Source organism: Cohnella sp. GbtcB17 (genome assembly GCF_019091135.1).
Classification (GTDB): domain Bacteria; phylum Bacillota; class Bacilli; order Paenibacillales; family Paenibacillaceae; genus Cohnella.
This window is the reverse complement of sequence record NZ_JAGXJW010000075.1, coordinates 12,259-31,011: the sequence shown is the minus strand read 5'-3', so window position 1 is coordinate 31,011 and position 18,753 is coordinate 12,259. Positions and strand designations below refer to the sequence as shown.

The 18,753-nt window shown below is 62.1% G+C and carries 16 protein-coding genes; 11 read left to right on the top strand and 5 right to left on the bottom strand.

Annotated elements, in window-relative coordinates; genetic code table 11:
* From KVT38_RS29620 to KVT38_RS29580, 9 genes are all read left to right on the top strand, one after another.
* The coding region (locus tag KVT38_RS29620) for an ATP-binding cassette domain-containing protein (protein WP_483298203.1) at positions 1-279 on the top strand (279 nt) is incomplete at its 5' end.
* A gap of 25 nt (positions 280-304) precedes the next feature.
* Positions 305-1,033 (top strand): amino acid ABC transporter permease, encoded by a 729-nt coding sequence (locus tag KVT38_RS29615; protein ID WP_217597353.1) that lies wholly within the window; start codon positions 305-307, stop codon positions 1,031-1,033.
* Positions 984-1,637, top strand: coding sequence for an amino acid ABC transporter permease (locus KVT38_RS29610; RefSeq protein WP_217597352.1), 654 nt, complete (start codon positions 984-986; stop codon positions 1,635-1,637). Before KVT38_RS29615 ends, KVT38_RS29610 begins: the two co-directional genes overlap by 50 nt.
* A gap of 32 nt (positions 1,638-1,669) precedes the next feature.
* Entirely contained in the window at positions 1,670-2,494 is an 825-nt protein-coding gene (locus KVT38_RS29605) for a sugar phosphate isomerase/epimerase family protein (RefSeq protein ID WP_217597351.1), read from the top strand.
* A gap of 29 nt (positions 2,495-2,523) precedes the next feature.
* Positions 2,524-3,753 carry an MFS transporter gene (locus KVT38_RS29600; protein ID WP_217597350.1) on the top strand — a complete coding sequence of 410 codons (1,230 nt, stop codon included), beginning with the start codon at positions 2,524-2,526 and terminating at the stop codon, positions 3,751-3,753.
* A gap of 34 nt (positions 3,754-3,787) precedes the next feature.
* Entirely contained in the window at positions 3,788-5,239 is a 1,452-nt protein-coding gene (locus tag KVT38_RS29595) for an NAD-dependent malic enzyme (protein ID WP_217597349.1), read from the top strand.
* Positions 5,220-6,638: an aspartate ammonia-lyase gene (locus tag KVT38_RS29590; RefSeq protein WP_217597348.1), complete on the top strand. Its 1,419-nt coding sequence runs from the start codon at positions 5,220-5,222 to the stop codon at positions 6,636-6,638. The genes KVT38_RS29595 and KVT38_RS29590 overlap by 20 nt, the downstream gene beginning before the upstream one ends.
* A gap of 141 nt (positions 6,639-6,779) precedes the next feature.
* A complete protein-coding gene (locus KVT38_RS29585) occupies positions 6,780-7,766 on the top strand; it encodes an SIS domain-containing protein (protein WP_217597358.1) in 987 nt (328 codons plus the stop codon).
* Positions 7,767-7,959: 193 nt separating this feature from the next.
* Positions 7,960-9,978, top strand: a complete 2,019-nt coding sequence (locus KVT38_RS29580) for an elongation factor G (protein ID WP_217597347.1) — start codon at positions 7,960-7,962, stop codon at positions 9,976-9,978.
* A gap of 404 nt (positions 9,979-10,382) precedes the next feature.
* Here the strand turns inward: KVT38_RS29580 and KVT38_RS29575 are convergent, their stop codons facing one another.
* On the bottom strand, positions 10,383-10,856 hold the full coding sequence (locus KVT38_RS29575) for a hypothetical protein (protein WP_217597346.1): 474 nt from the start codon (positions 10,854-10,856) through the stop codon (positions 10,383-10,385).
* Positions 10,857-11,034: 178 nt separating this feature from the next.
* On the opposite strand from KVT38_RS29575, the gene KVT38_RS29570 reads away from it, so the two are divergent.
* Positions 11,035-11,652 (top strand): nitroreductase family protein, encoded by a 618-nt coding sequence (locus KVT38_RS29570; protein ID WP_254639661.1) that lies wholly within the window; start codon positions 11,035-11,037, stop codon positions 11,650-11,652.
* A 301-nt stretch (positions 11,653-11,953) separates the two neighbouring features.
* On the top strand, positions 11,954-12,931 hold the full coding sequence (locus tag KVT38_RS29565; protein WP_217597345.1) for an alpha/beta hydrolase: 978 nt from the start codon (positions 11,954-11,956) through the stop codon (positions 12,929-12,931).
* Here KVT38_RS29565 and KVT38_RS29560 read toward each other — a convergent pair.
* The 4 genes from KVT38_RS29560 to KVT38_RS29545 are packed head-to-tail and all read right to left on the bottom strand — an operon-like array spanning position 12,928 to position 18,745.
* Entirely contained in the window at positions 12,928-13,782 is an 855-nt protein-coding gene (locus tag KVT38_RS29560) for a diguanylate cyclase domain-containing protein (RefSeq protein ID WP_217597344.1), read from the bottom strand. The genes KVT38_RS29565 and KVT38_RS29560 overlap by 4 nt on opposite strands.
* The gene (locus tag KVT38_RS29555; RefSeq protein WP_368859181.1) at positions 13,779-15,887 is read right to left on the bottom strand and encodes a cellulose biosynthesis cyclic di-GMP-binding regulatory protein BcsB; all 2,109 of its coding nucleotides are present in this window, start codon (positions 15,885-15,887) and stop codon (positions 13,779-13,781) included. Before KVT38_RS29555 ends, KVT38_RS29560 begins: the two co-directional genes overlap by 4 nt.
* A 16-nt stretch (positions 15,888-15,903) precedes the next feature.
* Positions 15,904-17,154: a glycosyltransferase family 2 protein gene (locus tag KVT38_RS29550; RefSeq protein ID WP_217597343.1), complete on the bottom strand. Its 1,251-nt coding sequence runs from the start codon at positions 17,152-17,154 to the stop codon at positions 15,904-15,906.
* On the bottom strand, positions 17,141-18,745 hold the full coding sequence (locus KVT38_RS29545; protein ID WP_217597342.1) for a hypothetical protein: 1,605 nt from the start codon (positions 18,743-18,745) through the stop codon (positions 17,141-17,143). The genes KVT38_RS29550 and KVT38_RS29545 overlap by 14 nt, the downstream gene beginning before the upstream one ends.
* Positions 18,746-18,753: the final 8 nt, after the last annotated feature.

Genomic DNA, 18,753 nt, shown 5'->3' with positions numbered 1-18,753 from the left:
AGTTCGCTCGTCATGAATCCGGAGGTACTGCTGTACGACGAGGTCACCTACGCTCTCGATCCGGAGCGGGTCCGCGACGTGCTCGACGGCATGAAGGATCTGGCCGGGCGCGGCACGACGATGCTGATCGTCACGCACGAGATGGGCTTCGGGCGCGATGTCGGCGACCGCATCGTCTTCATGGATCAAGGAGTCATCGTCGAGCAAGGGCCGCCCGAGCAGGTATTCGGCAATCCCCAGGAAGAGCGCACCCGGCAGTTCCTGCGGAACGCCATGTAGTTGACACCACGAGGAGGTGCTCGGGTTGAGCTTTGATTTTGCATACGTTATCCATACGCTGCCGCTGCTGCTCGCCGGTCTGAAGATGACCGTCATCATCAGCGCGGTCAGCATCCTCTTCTCGCTCGTCATCGGGATGGGCGGCGCCGTCGTACGGACGCTGAAAATACCGGTATTGTCCCAGATCGTGGCGGTGTACGTCGATCTGATCCGCAATACGCCGCTGCTGGTCCACGTCTTTTTCCTGTACTTCGGTCTGCCCGCCTTCGGCATCAAGCTGTCGGCGGTGGCCGTCGGGATCATCGCGCTCTCGTTGTGGGGCGGCGCGTTCGCCGCGGAGAACTTCCGCGGCGGTACCGACGCGGTCCCTCACGCGCTGATCGAATCCGGACAGTCACTGGGCTTAAGCACGCCGCAGATCGTCCGTCATATCATCATCCCGCTTGGCTTTCGGATCAGTTTTCCCGCCTTTTCCAATACCGCGGTGTCCGTCATTAAAAACTCCGCCTATATGACCAGCATCGGCGTGGCGGAGATGACGTTCAACGCGATGGATCGCATCGCCTACGACTTCAAGACCTACGAGATGCTGCTGACGATCGCCTTCATTTATTTGCTCCTCGTCTGGGGCACCTCGTACGTGTTCGGCCGGATCCAGCGCAGGCTTGACTTCAACAACAAGACTCGGAAAGGCAGGGGCCTAAATGGAGGTTTTATCAAGAAATTCAAGCTTTCTCCTCGACGGGCTGATTAATACGATCCTGCTAAGCCTCAGCTGCCTGGGCATCGCGCTCGTGCTCGGCGTCCTCGTCGGCGTGCTTCAGACGTCTCGGCATGCGATCGTCTCCATGCTGACGCGCGGCTATTCGGAGCTGTTCCGGGGCTTGCCGATCGTCATCACCTTGTTCCTCGTCTTCTTCCTGCTGCCGGAGGCGGGTATCAGCGTCAACAACTACGTGTCCGCGATGATCGCGCTCAGTCTGTGGAGCAGCGCCAATATCTCGGTGGCCGTGCGCGGGGCGATCGAATCGATCCCGCCTACCCAGACCGAAGCGAGCCTCGCGCTGGGCCTGAGTCCGATCCAGACGATGCGCTACGTCATCCTACCGCAGGCGGTTCGGCGGATGCTGCCGTCGGTCATCGGCCTGATGTCGAACCTCATCCAATCCACCTCGCTGTCCGTGCTGGTCGGCAACCGCGACTTCCTGAAGTCGGCCCAGCTCGTGATCGAGCGGGTAGAGTTGATGCAGGGCCTGAGCATCGCGATGCAGATGTATACGCTCGTGCTCGCCGTCTACTTCGTTCTCTGCTATCCGCTGTCCATATTGGCTAAAAGGATGGAGCGGTCGTACCGTTGACACGCACCGTCCGGTCTGAAGGAGATGCCGTCGTGACCAAGCTCGATCGCTCCCGAATCGCAGTCATGAACATTCATTACCAGTATCACCCGTTCGAGAAGTTCCTGGACGCCATGGAACGGCACGGCATTCGCAACGTCGACCTGTGGGCGGGCTATCCGCACTTCCTCGTCCCGGACGCCACTTACCGGGAGGCAGCCGAGCTGCGCCGCGAACTGGACCGCCGGTCCTTGAATCCGATCTGCTTCACGCCGAAGCAGGGCGGCTATCCGCTCAATATCGCGGCGGAGGACCCGGTCATTCGGCAGCGATCGCTCGACTACCTGCTGAAGTGCGTCGAGATCGCGGCCGAGCTCGGCACGCCGATGCTGCAGCTGCTGCCCGGATGGGGCTACTACGGCAAGTCGCCCGAGGAGGCGCGCAAGCGGGCCTGCGAAGGGCTGCGCCGCGTCGCCGAACGTGCGGGCTCGCTCGGCATCACCGCCATTTTGGAGCATTTGCAGATCATCGAATCCAATTTGGCGCTGACCCGCGGCGATCTCGCGGCCATGCTGCGCGAGGCCGATACGCAGCATCTCAAGGCGGTGGTCGACACCTGTCATATGGCGGTCGCGGGCGAGACGCTGACCGAATACTTCGGAGAGCTCGGCGACAAGCTCGTCCACGTTCACCTCAACGACTCGGATCAGCTCCCGCTGGGTGAAGGCAAACTGCCCATCGGCGGCTATATACAGGAGCTCGAGCAGCTCGGCTACGACGGCTACGTGTCGCTGGAGATCTGCTCGCGCTTGCATTATATCGATCCGGACGCCGCGCTGGCCGTCAGTCTGGGCACCCTGGACCGCTTGCTATCATAGCCGACGCCGGACGGGTTACGGAGGCCCCTATGCCGAGTCCGATGCGCAAATACTCGATGCATGTGTACAACTACTTTTTTTACATCGCTTACGCCTCCTACCTGCCGTTCCTTAGCTACTGGTTTGCGCAAGAAGGGTTGTCGACGCAGCAGATCGGCCTCATTTTCTCGATCGGACCGCTCGTCGGGTTTTTGATGCAGCCGGTATGGGGCATGCTGATCGACTATTACGGCATCGCCAAACCCGTGCTCGTATGCAGCATGGGCGTGACGCCCTGGGTGATGTTCCTCTATCGCTATGCCGGGCACAGCTTCGCATTGTACGTGTTTATCTCGATCGTGCTGGCCGTCTTCGCTTCTGCGACGCTGCCCGTCGTCGACGCCGTCACCGTCCGCCATGCCAAGCGCAACGCGCTCAGCTACGGCGCCATACGCGTCGTCGGCTCGGTCAGCTTCGGCCTCTCGGTAACGCTGTTCGGCATGCTGTACGACCGGTACGGGCTGTCGCAATTGTTCATCGCTTATATCGTCGCCATGCTGGTCATGTGCCTGCTCAGCTTCACGCTCGATTCGGGCGGCCGCAAGCGGGGGGAGGACGGCGGGGAAAAGAAAAACGGCGAGGCGAAGGAAGGCGCGCCGGCGAAAAGGCGAGGCATGATCGCCGAGATGCTCCCGCTGCTGAAGGAGCGCAAGCTGCTGTTTTTCCTCATACCCGTCTTCATCTCCGCCATCGGTCCGCAGCTTAACAATGCTTTCTACTCGGTGTACATCAGCAGCTTCGGCGGCGAAGCCTCGGGCAAGATCGGATTGCTGTACACGGTGTCGTCGATCGCGGAGATTCCGGTCTTCTTGTTCTCCGGCTACATTATTCGCAGGCTCGGCTATGTCCGGACGCTCACGCTCGTATCGCTGGCCGGCGCGCTTCGCTGGTTCGTGCTGTCGCTTGAGCCGCCGTTCGAAATATTGATGCTGAATCAAATTCTGTCCGGCGTCACCTATGCGCTGTTCCTGGCGACGGGCATCAACTATGCGTACGACAACAGTCCGCCGAATACGAAGACGACCGCGCATTCGCTGTTCATTGTCGTCTATACGAACATCGCGGGCATCGTGGCCAGCAACATCGGCGGCTGGGTCATCGCGGCCGGCGGTTATCCGCTGCTGTTCGGCGGCGCGGCGGCGCTCAGCGTGATCGGGGCCGCGGGCTTCGCGCTGCTCGGACGGGCAGGCGGCGACCGGCTTCGGAATTCTACGGTATGACAAAGGTTAGTCTCTGGAAATGGGGAGAGGCGCTATGGGATTCGAAAGTGTAATGATTCGTCTGGAGCTGACGAACGGCAAGGCTTCGTTCGGAGATGTCGCCCAGGCCGTCGGCGGCTGCGGCGGGGATATCGTCGCCACCGACGTGATCCGCTCCGGCGCGTCCTCGTCGGTGCGGGACATCGCCGTACAGCTTGGCCGCGACGGCTACGAGGAGATGGTCGAGACGCTGCGGGCGCTCGAGGGCGTCGAGGTGGTCAACGTATCCGATCGCACGTTCCTCGCGCATCTGGGCGGCAAGATCTCGATCCAGCCGACGATGCAGATTCGCAACCGGGACGATCTGTCGCGGGTATACACGCCCGGCGTAGCTCGGGTATGCGCGGCGATCGCGAACGATCCGAAGAAGGCGTACAACCTGACGCTGAAGCGCAACACGGTCGCGGTCATCACCGACGGCACGGCCGTGCTGGGCCTCGGAGATATCGGACCGGCCGCCGCGGCACCGGTGATGGAGGGCAAGGCGATGCTGTTCAAGCAGCTCGCGGACGTCGACGCTTTTCCCATCTGTCTCGATACGAAGGACACCGAGGAGATCATCCGCACGATCAAGGCGATCAGCCCGATCTTCGGCGGCATCAACCTGGAGGACATCAGCTCTCCGCGCTGCTTCGAGATCGAGCGGCGGCTGCAGGAGGAGCTGAGCATCCCGGTGTTCCACGACGATCAGCACGGCACGGCGGTCGTCGTCGTCGCCGGCCTGCTCAACGCGCTTAAGGTGACGGGCAAGCGGATGGAGGACATCCGCGTCGTCGTCAACGGCATCGGGGCCGCCGGCGTCTCCATCTGCCGGATGCTGCTGGCCGCCGGCGTCGGCCGGCTGACGCCGGTCGACCGGGACGGCGCGATCGTGCGGGGCGGCGCCTACGACTACCCGATGTGGCAGTGGCTCGCCGAGCAGCCGCAGGTCGGTAATCGCGCCGGCGCTCTCTCCGAGGTGATCGAGGGAGCGGACGTGTCCATCGGCGTCTCCCGCGCGGGCGTTCTGTCTCCCGAAGACGTCCGTCGGATGGCCGCCGATCCGATCGTGTTTGCGATGGCCAATCCCGAGCCCGAGATCGCGCCGGAGGCGGCGATCCCTCTCGTTCGCGTATTCGCGACGGGGCGGAGCGATTATCCGAACCAGATCAACAATGTGCTTGTGTTCCCCGGCATTTTCAGGGGCGCGCTCGACTGCCGGGCCGGGGAGATCAACGAGACGATGAAGCTGGCGGCGGCGGAGGCGATCGCGAACGTTGTGACCGCGCCCGAGCTGAACGAACAGTATATCATCCCGAGCATATTCAACGAGCAGGTAGTCACCCGCGTACGGGAGGCGGTCGTCCGGGCGGCGATCGCGACCGGCGTCGCCAAGCGGATCCCGCCGGACTTCCGCGAGCCGGCGGGAGAGAAGGGGGGCGTGCTTCATGCCGCCGGCCTTGCATAGGATCGAGTCGGATTTTCTCGGCGAGAAGTACGTGCCGCAGGATGTCTACTACGGCATTCAGACGCTGCGCGCGGTCGAGAACTTCCCGATCACCGGCTACCGGCTGCACGGGAGCCTGATCGAGGCGATGGCGATCGTCAAGATGGCGGCGGCGCGGGCGAATATGGCGACCGGCAGGCTGCAGCCGAGGATCGGGGCGGCGATCGAACAGGCGGCCGGCGAGGTCGTCGCCGGAAGCTGGCACGACCAGTTCGTCGTCGATCCGATCCAGGGAGGCGCGGGCACGTCGATCAACATGAACGCGAACGAGGGGCTGGCGAACCGGGCGATCGAGCTGCTCGGCGGGGAGAAGGGCGATTACTTTCAGGTCAGCCCGAACTCCCACGTCAACATGTCGCAGTCGACCAACGACTGCTTCCCGACAGCCTCCCATATCGCCGCGCTGCGGCTGCTCGATCTTCTTCTGGAGGAAATGCAGCTGCTGCAAGCCGCGTTCTTGCGCAAAGCCGCCGAGTTCGACGGCGTCATCAAGGTCGGTCGCACCCATCTGCAAGATGCCGTCCCGATCCGCATGGGACAGGAATTCGAGGCTTACGCACGAGTGACTGCCCGCGACATCGGCAGAATCGCGCGTACGCGGGAGCAGCTCTGCGAGATCAACATGGGCGCGACTGCGGTGGGCACGGGCCTTAACGCCGATCCCCGCTATATCGACCGGGTCGTCATAGAGCTGGCGGACATCAGCGGACTGCCGCTGCGCCGGGCGGAGCATCTGCCGGACGCGACCCAGAATACCGACGCGTTCACCGAGGTATCGGCCGCACTCAAGGTATGCATGATCAACATGTCCAAAATCGCAGGAGATATCCGGCTCATGGCGTCTGGGCCGCGCGCCGGACTGGGCGAGCTGCGGCTGCCGCCGCGCCAGCCGGGCTCCTCGATCATGCCGGGCAAGGTGAATCCGGTCATGTGCGAGGTCGTCAACCAGGTCGCCTACCAGGTGATCGGCAACGATCATACGATCTCCCTCGCCTCGGAGGCGGGCCAGCTCGAGCTGAACGTCATGGAGCCGGTTCTCGTGTTTAATCTGCTCCAGTCGCTCGACATGATGAAGCGGGTATTCCGCGTTTTCCGCACGTTCTGTCTCATCGATATCGAGGCCGATGCGGAGCGGTGTCGCGACTACGTAGACCGGAGCGTCGGGGTGATGACCGCGCTGAATCCGTATCTGGGCTACGAAGCGTCCGCCAGGATCGCGCATGAAGCCATCCGTACGGGGAGGCCCGTGCGGGAACTCGTCTTGCTGCACGATCTGCTGGACGAAGCGCAGCTCGACGAGATTCTCGAGCCTTACGGGATGACGAGTCCGGGAATCGCCGGACAGGGCGTGACCGGATAGGGCGAGGCGGGATAGGGCGTGACCGATTGCACGTTTACAAGAAAATGGGTTGACATTTTAATCAAAAATGTATATGTTTAATTAAGACAACATATAACAACATAGAATAATGGAGGAGAAACCATGAGCGTAGCAAACGTGTTGACCACCGCGCAGGACCAAGTTAATCGCATCATCGAGGCGTACAAGGAAAGAACGATTAACCGGGTATTCCTCGTCGCCTGCGGCGGCTCCGCAGCTCTGATGTATCCGAGCAAATACTTTATCGACCGCGAGTCGACCTCGATTACGGCCGAAGTTTACAACTCCAACGAATTTATTTACCGTAATCCGTCGACGCTGGGCGCCGAATCGCTCGTCATCCTGTGCTCGCACAAGGGCAAGACGCCGGAAACGACAAATGCCGCAAAGTTCGCCAAGGACAAGGGCGCGCTCGTCGTCTCGCTCATGTACGTGCCGACGGCGCCGCTCGCGGACGAGTCGGACTTCATCGTGAACTACAGCTGGGCGCCTCCGGGAGAACTCGACGCGCATCCGGAGATCGCCAACTACGCGGTGCTGTACCGTCTGACGATGGGACTGCTCGCGGTCAAGGAAGGCAACGACAAGTACGAGAAGCTGGTCCGCAGCCTGAACAGCATGACGACCGTTCTGCAAAAGGCGAAGGCGCAAGCGCTCGAAGGCGCGAAGGCTTACGCAAAAGCCAACAAGGACGAGAGCGTCATCTACACAATGGCCAGCGGCGTGAACTACGGCATCGCTTATTCGTTCGCGATCTGCATCCTGATGGAGATGCAGTGGAAGCACTCCCACGCGATCCACGCCGGCGAGTTTTTCCACGGTCCGTTCGAGATTCTCGACAAAGACGTGCCGTTCATCCTGCTCATGGGCCTCGACGAGACGCGTCCGATGGAAGAGCGCGCGCTGAAGTTCCTGAAGGAGCACGGCGAGAAGCTGCTCGTGCTGGACGCCAAGCAGTTCGATATGAGCGGCATCGACGAAGAGCTGAAGGGCTACCTCGCTCCGCTTCTGCTGAACTTCGTGCTCCGTGTCTACGCGGTCGAGCTTGCTGCCGCTACCGGCCACCCGCTGGAAACGCGCCGCTACATGTTCAAGGTTCCTTATTGATCTGATTGCCTGCTTTTTAGCGGGTACGGCTTGTTCGATTCAACCGCTTGTCGCGTTTGCGATGGGCGGTTTTTTTATGCCGAGAAGAGGGGGGACCGCGATCAAGACGCTCTTTTGACTTTCCTCGCGTGCTGCGGCACGCTTGCCGCATGCGGTACAATGGAGGCATGTGACGGCGGAGGAGATGCAGGTGATGTCAGCGATAGCGTTAGAAAAGCAAGCCGGCGGCCGGCGAAATATCGGCATCTTCGCGCATGTCGACGCGGGCAAGACGACGACGACCGAGCAGATGCTGTTCGCGAGCGGCCGCATCCGCGCGGCGGGCAGCGTGGACGACGGGACGGCGCAGACGGATTCGCTGGAAGTCGAGCGGGCGCGCGGCATCTCGGTTCGCGCCGCGGTTACGCGCCTGGCGTGGCAAGGCATCGACGTGAACCTGGTGGACACGCCGGGGCATGTCGATTTTTTGGCGGAGGTCGAGCGCTCGCTGCGGGTGATGGACGGCGCGATTCTGATCGTGTCGGCCGCCGAAGGCGTTCAGGCACAGACCGAGGTCGTCTGGCAGGCGCTGCGGGAGATGAATCTGCCGACGATCTTGTACGTCAACAAGATGGACCGGGTAGGGGCGGATCCGGATGGCGTTCTTCGCCAGATCAGGCGTTTGCTGTCGTCGGCGGCGGTGCCGATTCAGGCGCCCATCGGCGCCGAGGATCGCTTCGCGGGAGCGGTCGATTTGCTGTCGCCGGCTGATGGGGACGGCGAGGGCTCCGAATGGAACGAAGTGTTCAGTGAGCTGCTCACGGAGGCGGCCGCGGAGCGAGACGAGGCGCTGCTTCTGCATTACCTGGAGGAAGGGAGCTTGCCCTTCGAGGATATGAAGGCTTCGTTAGGCGAGGGAGCTCGCCGCGGCGAGCTGTTCCCCGTGCTGTTCGGGGCAGCGGCCAGGGGACTAGGCGTGCGGGAGCTGATGGACGCGATGATCGGGCTGCTGCCGCCGCCCGCGGGCGATCCGGCGGGAGATGTATCCGGCGTCGTATTCAAGCTCGAGCGGGATCCCGTCATGGGGCGGATCGCCTACGTACGGCTCTACGGCGGGACGATCGCAAACCGCGACGTCATCCCGGGCGGCGCCGAGGGGACGAGCGACAAGATCACGCAGATCCGCAAGGCGGACGGCAAGCGCTGGGAGGACGTCGGCGTGCTTGCGGCCGGCGATATCGCAGCCGTATGCGGTTGGGGCCGGGCGCGGATCGGCGATATCGTCGGCTCGGCCGAGGGCGTACCCGGCGTGCGTCAGCTGGCGGTGCCGCTGCTGACGGTGCAGGCGTTCTGGCGATCCGAGGCGGAGTATCCCGCCGTGGTCGCGGCCTGCCAGGAGCTGGCGGACGAGGATCCCGCGCTCGCGCTCCAGTGGATGCAGGACGAGCGAGAGCTGCATCTGAAGGTCATGGGGCCGATCCAGACGGAGGTGCTGGCCAGCGTGCTGCAGAGCCGGTTCGGCTTGACGGTGACGTTCGGCCCGCCGTCCGTTATTTATAAAGAGACGCCGGCCGGCGTCGGCGAGGGCTATGTCGCCTACTTGGCGCCGAAGCCGTGCTGGGCGATCCTTCGCTTCCTCATCGAGCCGCTTCCCCGCGGCAGCGGGCTCGTCTATGAATCGAAGGAGCGCGGCGAGCGTCTGGCGGACAGCTATCAGAACGAAGTCGCCCGGCGCGTGCCCGAAGCGCTGCGGCAGGGCTTGCTCGGGTGGGAGGTCACGGATCTCAAGGTGACGTTGGTCGAAGGGGAGCACCATGTCTGGCATACGCATCCGCTCGACTTCGTCATCGCGACGCCGATGGGCATCATGGACGGGCTGGCGCGCACGGGCACGCGACTGCTTGAGCCCGTGCTCAAGTTCAAGCTGTCGGTCCCCGCGGAATTCGCGGGCAAGCTGATGAACGAGCTTCTGCTGATGCGGGCAGACATCGGGGCGCCCGTGCCGGTCGGCGAGCGGATGGAGATCGAGGGCCGGCTGCCCGTGGCCGACTCGCTGGATTTCCCGGCGCGGCTCGGTTCGATGACCAAGGGACGCGGCGTGTTGTCCGCATCGTTCGCGGGCTATCAGGAGGCGCCGGCCGGCGTGGCGGCCGAACGCAAGCGCTCGGGCGTGAATCCGCTGGACCAGGCCAGGTTCATCCTGGCAGCGCGCAGCGCGCTGAGCGTGACGTAAGCGCACGGACACGAATCGCGCCGGTCGTCTCGCACCCGCGCTGCAGCCGCGGATTTCTCGCTTGCAGCGGGCTTTGCCCGCCTGCCTTGCGCTTGCAGCCGCGCAAACCTCGCTTGCAGTCTCGCGTTCCCGCTGTAACCGCGGATTTCTCGCTTACAGCGGGCTCTGCCAGCTCGCCTAGCTCTGTAGCCGCGCAAACCTAGCTTACAGTCTCGCGCTCGCGCTGCAGCCGCGGATTTCTCGCTTGCAGCGGGCATTGCCCGCTCGCCTCGCGCTGCAGCCGCGCAAACCTCGCTTGCACGGCGGGCCAGCTGTACGAAGTCAGGGGGGGGGGCGTGCTCAGCGGAAGCGACTGGCGCTGGCGTCTGCGCGGAGACGGAGCGGAGCGAGCCATCCCGCGCTCGCTAGAACCAGCCGCGTTTGGAGCGGTACGTTCGTACGCGGGATAGCGTGGATGGCTCGTCCTCGGGTTGCGAGGCGCCGGCCAAAGGCGTCTCGCCTGGGGCGGCGCGTCCCGCGATGCCCGAAGAGGGGGGCGGCGTCTGCCGAGCCGGCTGTTCGCCGAGCTGCTGCTCCAGGCGGGCTACGCGGCTCCGCAGTTCGATGAGCTCCTGCTGCAGGCCCGCGACCGTGCGCTCCCAGTGGCCGAGTACCATTTGCAGCTCATCGCTCCGGCCTCCTGCGGCACGCTCGTCTTGGGCCCCGGCGGCTTCCGGCGACGATGCCGTCTTCGTAAGGGGCGAGCCCGAAGTATTTGGCGCAGTCTTCCGCTCGCCGTCATTGCGATCTTGCGCGCGTTCGGCTTGCTCGCGGTCTGCGCCTAGCAAACCCGCCAGTTCCTCCTTGGACAGCGTGGACGGCTGCTCCGGCATGGTCATCGATCTCCATCCTCCCGACTCCCCTCCGTTCGTTCCGATGCTGCGGGGTCTTGTTCCATTTTACAATAAAAGGGCGGCCGTTGCTCGGTACTCCTCCCGGGCAATCACGAGCAGTCGTGCAAGAAGCGATTTGAAGCGAAGGCGTGCTGCGGGTTATGATCAAGGTGGCATAAATAAATTGGATTCCATCGTATGGAACGTAAAGGAGCATATCGCACGTATGGAGCTTATCGAAGCGATTAAAGGACGCCGCAGCATCGGCCGAGTAAAAGACGAGCCTGTCGCTCGCGAATTGATCGAGCAAGTGATCGAGGCTGCGACCTGGGCGCCCAGCCACCATAAGACGGAGCCATGGCGGTTTGTCGTGCTGAGCGGCGAAGGCAGACGGGTGCTGGGGGGCGTTTATGCGGCGATGGCCGAGCCTGCGGTCGCGGCAATGAACGAGCAAGACCGCGCTGACCGGCTCGCGCGCGAGGAGGCCAAGGCGCTCCGCTCGCCCGTTGTCATCGTCGCCATAAGCTCGCCGGCCGTCGACCATCCCCGCGCGGTGCTGTGGGAAGAGCGAGCGGCCGCGCACGCTGCCGTGCAAAACCTTCTGCTGGCTGCGCATGGCGCCGGCCTGGGCGCGGTATGGCGCACCGGCGACGGCCTCGGGCATCCGGAAATGGTGAAGGCGTTCGAGCTGACGGGGAAAGAGGAGATCGTAGGTTTCGTCTATATCGGCTATCCGGACATGACGGCGCCTGCCGCGACCCGAATCTCCGGCGCGGACAAGACGCGGTGGATCGAGGGGTAACTCGTCAATCACACGTGTTGCGCGAAGGCGATGTATGTTTGTTGGCGTGCGCGCGCACCTTAGAGCTATGAGCCATTATTTTATCTTTGGAAACAGCAGCGGGCTCGGACGTCAACAGCGGTCCCACCGACCGTTATTTCCATCCACGCCCCTCAGCCCGACTCGACCCAACTCGGCCCGCCCAGCCCCGTCGCTCCCTGTCGCGCACTCCGCTCAACCGACACCGGCCTCGTCTCATCGAAGACGAGGCTTTATCGACCCAGCCCGTTTCAAGCGCAAACGAAAGGAGCCGTGCGTCCGCATGACCCATGTCGTTCTCTGGTTCGTCGTCGCGCTGTGCGTCTTGCTGGCGCTTGCGCTTGTGCTGGTCTGCTTGTACCTCTACCGGGTGGCGATCGCGCGCAACAGCAAAGCGTTCCTCGGCGCAGATCCCAGCCTGCCTGAAAACGAAGCGTCCAGCTGGCATTCCGCGGCGGCCTGGTACGGCAGTCAACCGTTCGAGCTGGTCGAGATCGCTTCGTTCGACGGCCTTCGGCTGCGCGGCCATTACCTGCCCGCGAACGTGACGTCCCATCGCGCCGTCGTTCTGGCGCACGGCTACAACGGCCAGGGCGAGGACATGGCCGCCTTCGCGCGCGAGTACCATGCGGCGGGCTACCACATCCTCATGCCGGACGCCCGCGGGCACGGGCACAGCGAAGGCCGCTATATCGGCTTCGGCTGGCACGAGCGCAAGGATTATGCGCGCTGGATCGAAGAGCTCGTGCGACGGATGGGCCCGGACGCGCAGATCGTGCTGCACGGTATCTCCATGGGCGGCGCGACGGTGCTGATGACGAGCGGAGAACGGCTGCCGCCCCAGGTCAAGTGCATCGTATCCGACTGCGCGTACAGCTCCGTCAGGGAGATCCTTGCGTACCAGCTGAAGCGCATGTACAAGCTGCCCTCGTTCCCTCTTTTGCCTCTCACAAGCCTGCTGTGCCGGCTTCGCGCGGGTTATTTCTTCGGCGAAGCGTCGGTCGTACGGCAGGTTTCCAAGGCCGAACGGCCGATTCTGTTCATCCACGGCGGGAGCGACAGCTTCGTGCCGACGGAGATGGTCCACAAGCTGCACGAAGCCGCCGCGCCGGCGGACAAACCGCTGCTGATCGTGCCGGGCGCGCAGCACGGTACCGCGTATACGACAGACCCGGAGGCTTATAAGGGAGAGGTGCTCTCGTTCCTCGCGCGGCACCTGAGTCCCGAGACCGTACGGGTAACGTCTACTCGGGAAGCCTAAACATCGTATTCGAGCTGTCTGCGTGCCTGCGCGATGAATTCGAGCGGCGTGGACGTCTCCTCCGGATGGAACTCGACGGCGCCGATCTTCAGGACGAGCTCTACTTTGAGCCGGGTGCCGGCTGCGGTCTCGTTCAACTCCGTGGCACGCTGCCTAAGTCGGTCGATCACGACGTTGGCGCCTTCGCGATCCGTGAACAGCAGCATGCCCCAAGTCGGGTTGTCCGCGTTAAGCATATACAGCGAGTCGTTGGTCCTGATGCTGGTCTGGCTGAGCTGGCTCACGTTGTAGATCGTCTGGGTCATCTGGTCCCGGCTGATCATACGCTTGATCTCGTCCCAGTACTTGACGCTGACGATGAGCAGGGTGAGCGGCATTTTGTAGCGCTGGGACAGCGCCATGAATACCGTCGCGTCCTTCTGGAACGACAGACTGTTTTTCAAATCGGTATGCTCATCCATGGTCGCCAGCGACTGATTCAGCTTCTGGAGCCGCTCGTTGTCCTCCTGCAGCCGCCGGTTAGCCATCGTGATCATCCAGGTGATAAGCGTCAGCAGTGGAGTCAGCAACAGCCAGACATAGTTCTGGGCGCTGACCGTCGCGCCTTCGACGACCGTCCGGTACAGCGTGAACGTCCCGTAACCGAAGATAAACAGAATGTTCAGGATCAGGCCCACGGTGACGTTGGCGAAATAGGTGATGATCGCGATCAGAAAAGCGGCGTTCAAGAAGATGATATTGTACATATATCGGTCCGGGTCGCCCGCCATGTAGACGATGGCGACGAAGGAGAAGATAAAAAGAAGCAAATAGGCGCCGTCCGACAAGAGGCTGCTCTGGTCGCGTCTCATTTTACATCTCTCCTTTTCCGGCGGTGCTTGCGAATCAGCAGAATCAGGGACAGCAGGACGAGCAGCAGCACAGAGACGGCCGCGACGGTAAAGGCCAGCACGTCGCCGCGTTCCAGAATGTCGGCTACGGCGGAGGGCTGATCCGGAGCTGCCGCGATCTTGAAGCGGAAAGCGTGAATTTCTCCGTCCATGTCCGTTACCGCTCCGTCTCCGTATACCTTCCAGAGCGTCGATTCGCTCGCGATAAGCTTGGAAGCCAGGTACGCATACTGGGATTCGGGGGCGGTGACCGCCAGCAGTCCGTGCCCGGATTCGTAAGGGGATCCGATCAACTGCAGCGATCCGATCCGCTTGCCGTATTCCTCGTCGATGCTCATCTTCTCGTTCGATACGAACCCGGTGCCGGCTGTATTATATTTAAAATAAAGACTTTTGTTCGCGTCCCGGATGACGGGATTGTCCGCATAGGAGCCGATCGCGATGACGTTGCGGTCTTTCAGCTGGTCGGATGTGACGTCGGCGCCGAAGAAGCGGACTTCGCCGGCGTTGCCTTCCGCGTATTGCCCGAGCAGGTTGAACAGGTTGCCGATCGTCCGGTACGTATTGCCGTCCCGGGTCTTCGGCAGCACGACGCCGATCTGGTTGTAGATGCCGTCCCGAAGGAAAGGATACGGATAGTTGTTGAACAGCAGCTCGGTGCGGTCCTTCGTATTCAGCTGCAGCACTGTATCGGCGTCGATGAACGCCCACGGCATCTGATCCTGGGGCAGCATGCAGGATTCGTTTTTTAATTCCAGGTCGAAGGCGGCCGTAATGGTGAAGTTGCCGGACAGATTCATGTTTTTCGGTATCGTCAGGTTCAGGCTGTCCCCGTCCGCAAGCGCCTCGGTCAGCTTCTTGCTGCCGATCGGCTTGCCGTTGACCAGAACGGTAACCAGCGAACGGTCGAAGTCGAGGTTTTTGGCATAGCGGAAATGCAGGCCGAGCTTGCTGGCTTCCGCAACCGAGCGGTTGGCCGGAAGCGCGACAAAATAATCTTGGGTCCGATGGTTGACACCCGTGATCTGGTCGCCTGCTTCGGTGAGACTGATGAGCTTTGTGATGCTTGGCGCCGGCGTAGCGACTTCCGTGCTTGCCGTCACTTCCTTGACGGGACCGGAAAGCTGTGCCAGAAGAGCGGCGTTGCCGATAAGCTTGCCCGCCTTGACGAGCAATTCGGCGTTGTCCGAGGTAACGACCAGCGATGGCTGTCCGTTCGCGTCCACCAGCCGAATGACTGCTTTGTCGCCGAGCGCGGCATCGGGGATCAGGCGCCTTAAAGACGTCGGGAGCCGGTCTCGTTTGGCGATGGCCACGACCAGTCTTTTGCCCGCGATCTCGTTGTCGTCGATGCCGTAGGCCAACAGCGGAACGCCCTTGGTACCGGCACCGCCCGACTTGGCCAAACCCGAGAGCGCATAGACGGCCGCTTCGAGCTCCGAAGCATCGGCATCCTTGGGAACGGCGATCGCGTTGTCCTGCCGGGCAAGCGTATCGAGCCCCGTGAACCGGACGGAGAAGTCCGAGATGGCGCTTGAGAGCGGCAGCGGCGAATAGCCGACGATGATGCCGGAGCTTTTGTAAATCTGGAGCCATTTATCCGCTTGATAGGTTGGCGTGCAGATTTGCACCCGCTCGTCCCCCGATACGATATGGCCTTGAATCGTCAGCGTGTTGGTGCCCTTGATCAATGCAGAGACTGGGACTTCGACGACCATCCGCTGCCGGGCGCTCTCGCTCGCGATCGGACGGAACGACGTGACGGCGGTCCCGTTGACGCTGATCGTGACGCTGGACAGCTTGTCCTGCGCCAGAGGCGAAGCCTTGTAGTCCAAGGCAACCTTGACTTGCCCGACCTTCCAATAGGCCGGCACCTGAAAAAATTGCTGCTTGTACGAAACATTGCCGTCCAGCGTGATGTCCGTATCGGAGATCGGCGTCGTGTAGGACGTGGCGCCCGAATTGACGCCGGAATTGCCGCCCGGCTCCGCGGCTATGGCCGCATAGGGAGCCGAGGCGGCAGCGGCGAGGCACAGCAGCATGAACAATATGAGGCCTTTTTTCACACGGCTTCCTCCTCGCTCAGAATCTTTCGGTTTTGTACCATTTCACTTCGCGCTTGAAGATCTGGTCTTTAAAATAGTTGTAAAGCCCGTACGCGGCAACGACCATCCACATCTGGCAGTAAGTGACGTACATCAGCATGATAAGCCAAAGGTTCGACAGCTTCATCTCGCCCTTCTCCGTCGTCAGCGTGATGTACGTACCGACGACAAAAAGCGTAATCGCCAGCATCCACAAAAACGAGCTGAACCCGGCGATAGTCGTCTTCACATAGCCTAGCGCGTGGAGGACGAGCAGCAGGTCGGACACGATCAGCGAGCTGACCAGCAGGAAGTAGATGGCGACGAAGTACAGGATATCGAAACGAATGCGGGCCGCCTTGCGGTTGAAGAGCAGCGGAAAATTTTTGACGATGACGTATACGTTGCCCTTGGCCCAGCGAGACCGCTGCTTGAACCACACTTTAACCGTCTGGGGCTCCTGCTCCCAGGTGACCGATTTGGGCTGGAACTTGATCCGGTACCCCATCATGTAGATTCGGAAGCTGATCTCCGTATCCTCGGCGATCGCCTTGACGTCCCAGCCCCCGATCTCTTCGACGATGTGTCTCCTCATAATGAAGTTTGTACCCGGGATCGTGCAAAGCTTGAACAGCTTCCATCTGCCGGCCTGGGCCATCCACTGGAACGAGAGCGTCTCGATGTTGATGAAGCGGGTGAGCAGGCTCGCGTTGCGGTTGCGCGTGCGGAACTTGCCGATGACGGCGCCGAGCTTGGCGTCTGCCATAATCTCGGCTACGAGATAGGTCAACGCCGTTTTCTCCGGCGTGTTGTCCGCGTCATAGATGGCGATCAGCTCGCCCTTGCTCTGCGCGAAACCGATGTTGAGCGCGTTGGACTTGCCCTTGCCGCCGGTCACCTTGTCGGTGTTGATGACGATCAGGTTCCTGCCCGCGTGCCTGCGCTGAAGGCCGGAGAGCAGCTCACTGCTGTTGTCCGAAGAGTTGTCGTTGATGACGATGATTTCGTACCGATCATGCGGGTAGTTCAAGGCGAGCAGCGACTCGACGGTTTTAACGATGACCATGCCTTCGTTGTGGGCGGGCACCATGATCGACACGAACGGGGGCGTCTGCGGCAGCGAAGGCACGGGCAAGCGGTCCGTCTGCAGATAAAAGAGATAGCCTGCGACGATAAGCGCGACGTTCACGAGCAGCAACGACCAGATGCAGATGACCGATATTAGCATCAGAATGTCAAACGGAGTCATGGCGGCCTCCCGGATAAAGGAATTTTCGTTTGTAGCGTCGATAGCCGATGAACAGGAAGAGGCCGAATACAGCAAGGGACGAGCCGATGATGACCATCAGAATCTGGTTCTGAATGCCGAACAGCCTGGCAAAGCTGGTTTTCGCAGCCGCCGTATAAGCATAGTTTTCGTCTACCGCGCGTTCGCGCTTGCCGATGTCCAGCGGCTTGCCGTCGATCAGAAGGCTGCCCCCGGAGGATTGGACAGTCAACCGGTCCGTAAGTACGTTATGCGTCCCGCTCTTCAGATCCGCGAACGGAATCCAGCTGCGGGAGATCGTGTCGACCGCTTCTTCCATAGCCGCTTTATCCGGGAACAGATCAAAGGAAAGGGCCAGATTCAGCGGCAAAGGCGTTCTCGGAGCTGTGCCGTGCCGCTCGAAATCCTGCAGCTGCGCGAACGGCATGACGTACGGCGAGAAGGCGAAGGCTTTAGACGCGTCTGGGGTCCAAACGTGCTGGCCGTTCGCATTCGGCGTAAGGAAGACCGAATCGAAAAAGGACATGCCCTGCGAAGCGTAGACCTTGTCGTAGGTCCAGAACAGGCTGGCGCCCATGCCGAGCGGTGCGATGCCGTTCGCTGCGAGCAGCTCGATAAAGCCGTTCATCTTGCCGTGAAGCGAGCCGTCGCCGCCCGTCGAAGTGGCGGCAACGGCCGGCGCGTCTACGACGATGCTGCCGTTGCGAGCCTGCACGTACTGCAGCGCTTGGAGATACCGCTGCATCGCCGGGTAGTCCGTGTTGTAAAAAACGGGCTTTACGCTGGCCACGAAGGGTACGCCTGACTCATAGAGCCGGTCGGCGAGCGTCTTCAGCAGCTCGAGGTCGGAGAACGGATAAATCTCCTTGATCAGCATGTAGGTCCCGAATTCTCCGTCGGCATGCAGCCAATCCTCCAAGACGTAGGCTAGCGCCAGCTCGGTCAGGCTGCCAGCCGACAGGTAGCCGGCGTAAGCGCAGTCCCCGGCGGATACCGCATAGGGCGAGCGCTTCCCGTCGCTCATGAACGTCAGCGTGCCGTAGCGCTTAGCCTCCGCAGAAGCGTCCGCGATGTAGTCCAGAGCCTCGACGGACGACAGCGTCTGGCTGTAGTCTCCGGCTTCGAGGCGGACGGAGTCGAGCGGCGCGGCTTGAAGCTCCACGCCGAGCTTGGTTTGAGCGCGGCCAGGGAGCTCCAGTCCGCCGATCTGCAGGTAGGCTCCGTCGTAAGACGCGAGATCCGAAGCGAGCGCACTGCCTGCGACGGAAAGATCGGAGACGTTGCGCACGACCGCGACGCGTCTGTAACTCTTCAGGCTTCCTTCTGCATAGCGGTCGATGGGCATCGCCTCAACCGGGACGCCGTAGGCGGCGAACAGCCGCTCGAGCGCCTCCACGTTGCCCTCCCGCGGCGTCGACAAGGCAAGGCTGTCATAGAGGAGCAGCACGGACGCGGCGGACGGATCGGGCGCGCTCGCGGCGGAGGCAGGTCCGGCGGAGACGGACGAGCATGCGAGCGCGAACGCCAGAATGAGCAGCGCCGCGGTTCTCGGCATCCCTGATCTTTTTCGCATGGTCCTTC

Coding starts and splice junctions, on each gene's coding strand:
- KVT38_RS29565 (WP_217597345.1), top strand. CDS start 11,954: ATGACCCATGTCGTTCTCTGGTTCGTCGTCGCGCTGTGCGTCTTGCTG.
- KVT38_RS29610 (WP_217597352.1), top strand. CDS start 984: ATGGAGGTTTTATCAAGAAATTCAAGCTTTCTCCTCGACGGGCTGATT.
- KVT38_RS29590 (WP_217597348.1), top strand. CDS start 5,220: ATGCCGCCGGCCTTGCATAGGATCGAGTCGGATTTTCTCGGCGAGAAG.
- KVT38_RS29580 (WP_217597347.1), top strand. CDS start 7,960: ATGTCAGCGATAGCGTTAGAAAAGCAAGCCGGCGGCCGGCGAAATATC.
- KVT38_RS29560 (WP_217597344.1), bottom strand. CDS start 13,782: ATGAGACGCGACCAGAGCAGCCTCTTGTCGGACGGCGCCTATTTGCTT.
- KVT38_RS29550 (WP_217597343.1), bottom strand. CDS start 17,154: ATGACTCCGTTTGACATTCTGATGCTAATATCGGTCATCTGCATCTGG.
- KVT38_RS29575 (WP_217597346.1), bottom strand. CDS start 10,856: ATGACCATGCCGGAGCAGCCGTCCACGCTGTCCAAGGAGGAACTGGCG.
- KVT38_RS29600 (WP_217597350.1), top strand. CDS start 2,524: ATGCCGAGTCCGATGCGCAAATACTCGATGCATGTGTACAACTACTTT.
- KVT38_RS29595 (WP_217597349.1), top strand. CDS start 3,788: ATGGGATTCGAAAGTGTAATGATTCGTCTGGAGCTGACGAACGGCAAG.
- KVT38_RS29545 (WP_217597342.1), bottom strand. CDS start 18,745: ATGCGAAAAAGATCAGGGATGCCGAGAACCGCGGCGCTGCTCATTCTG.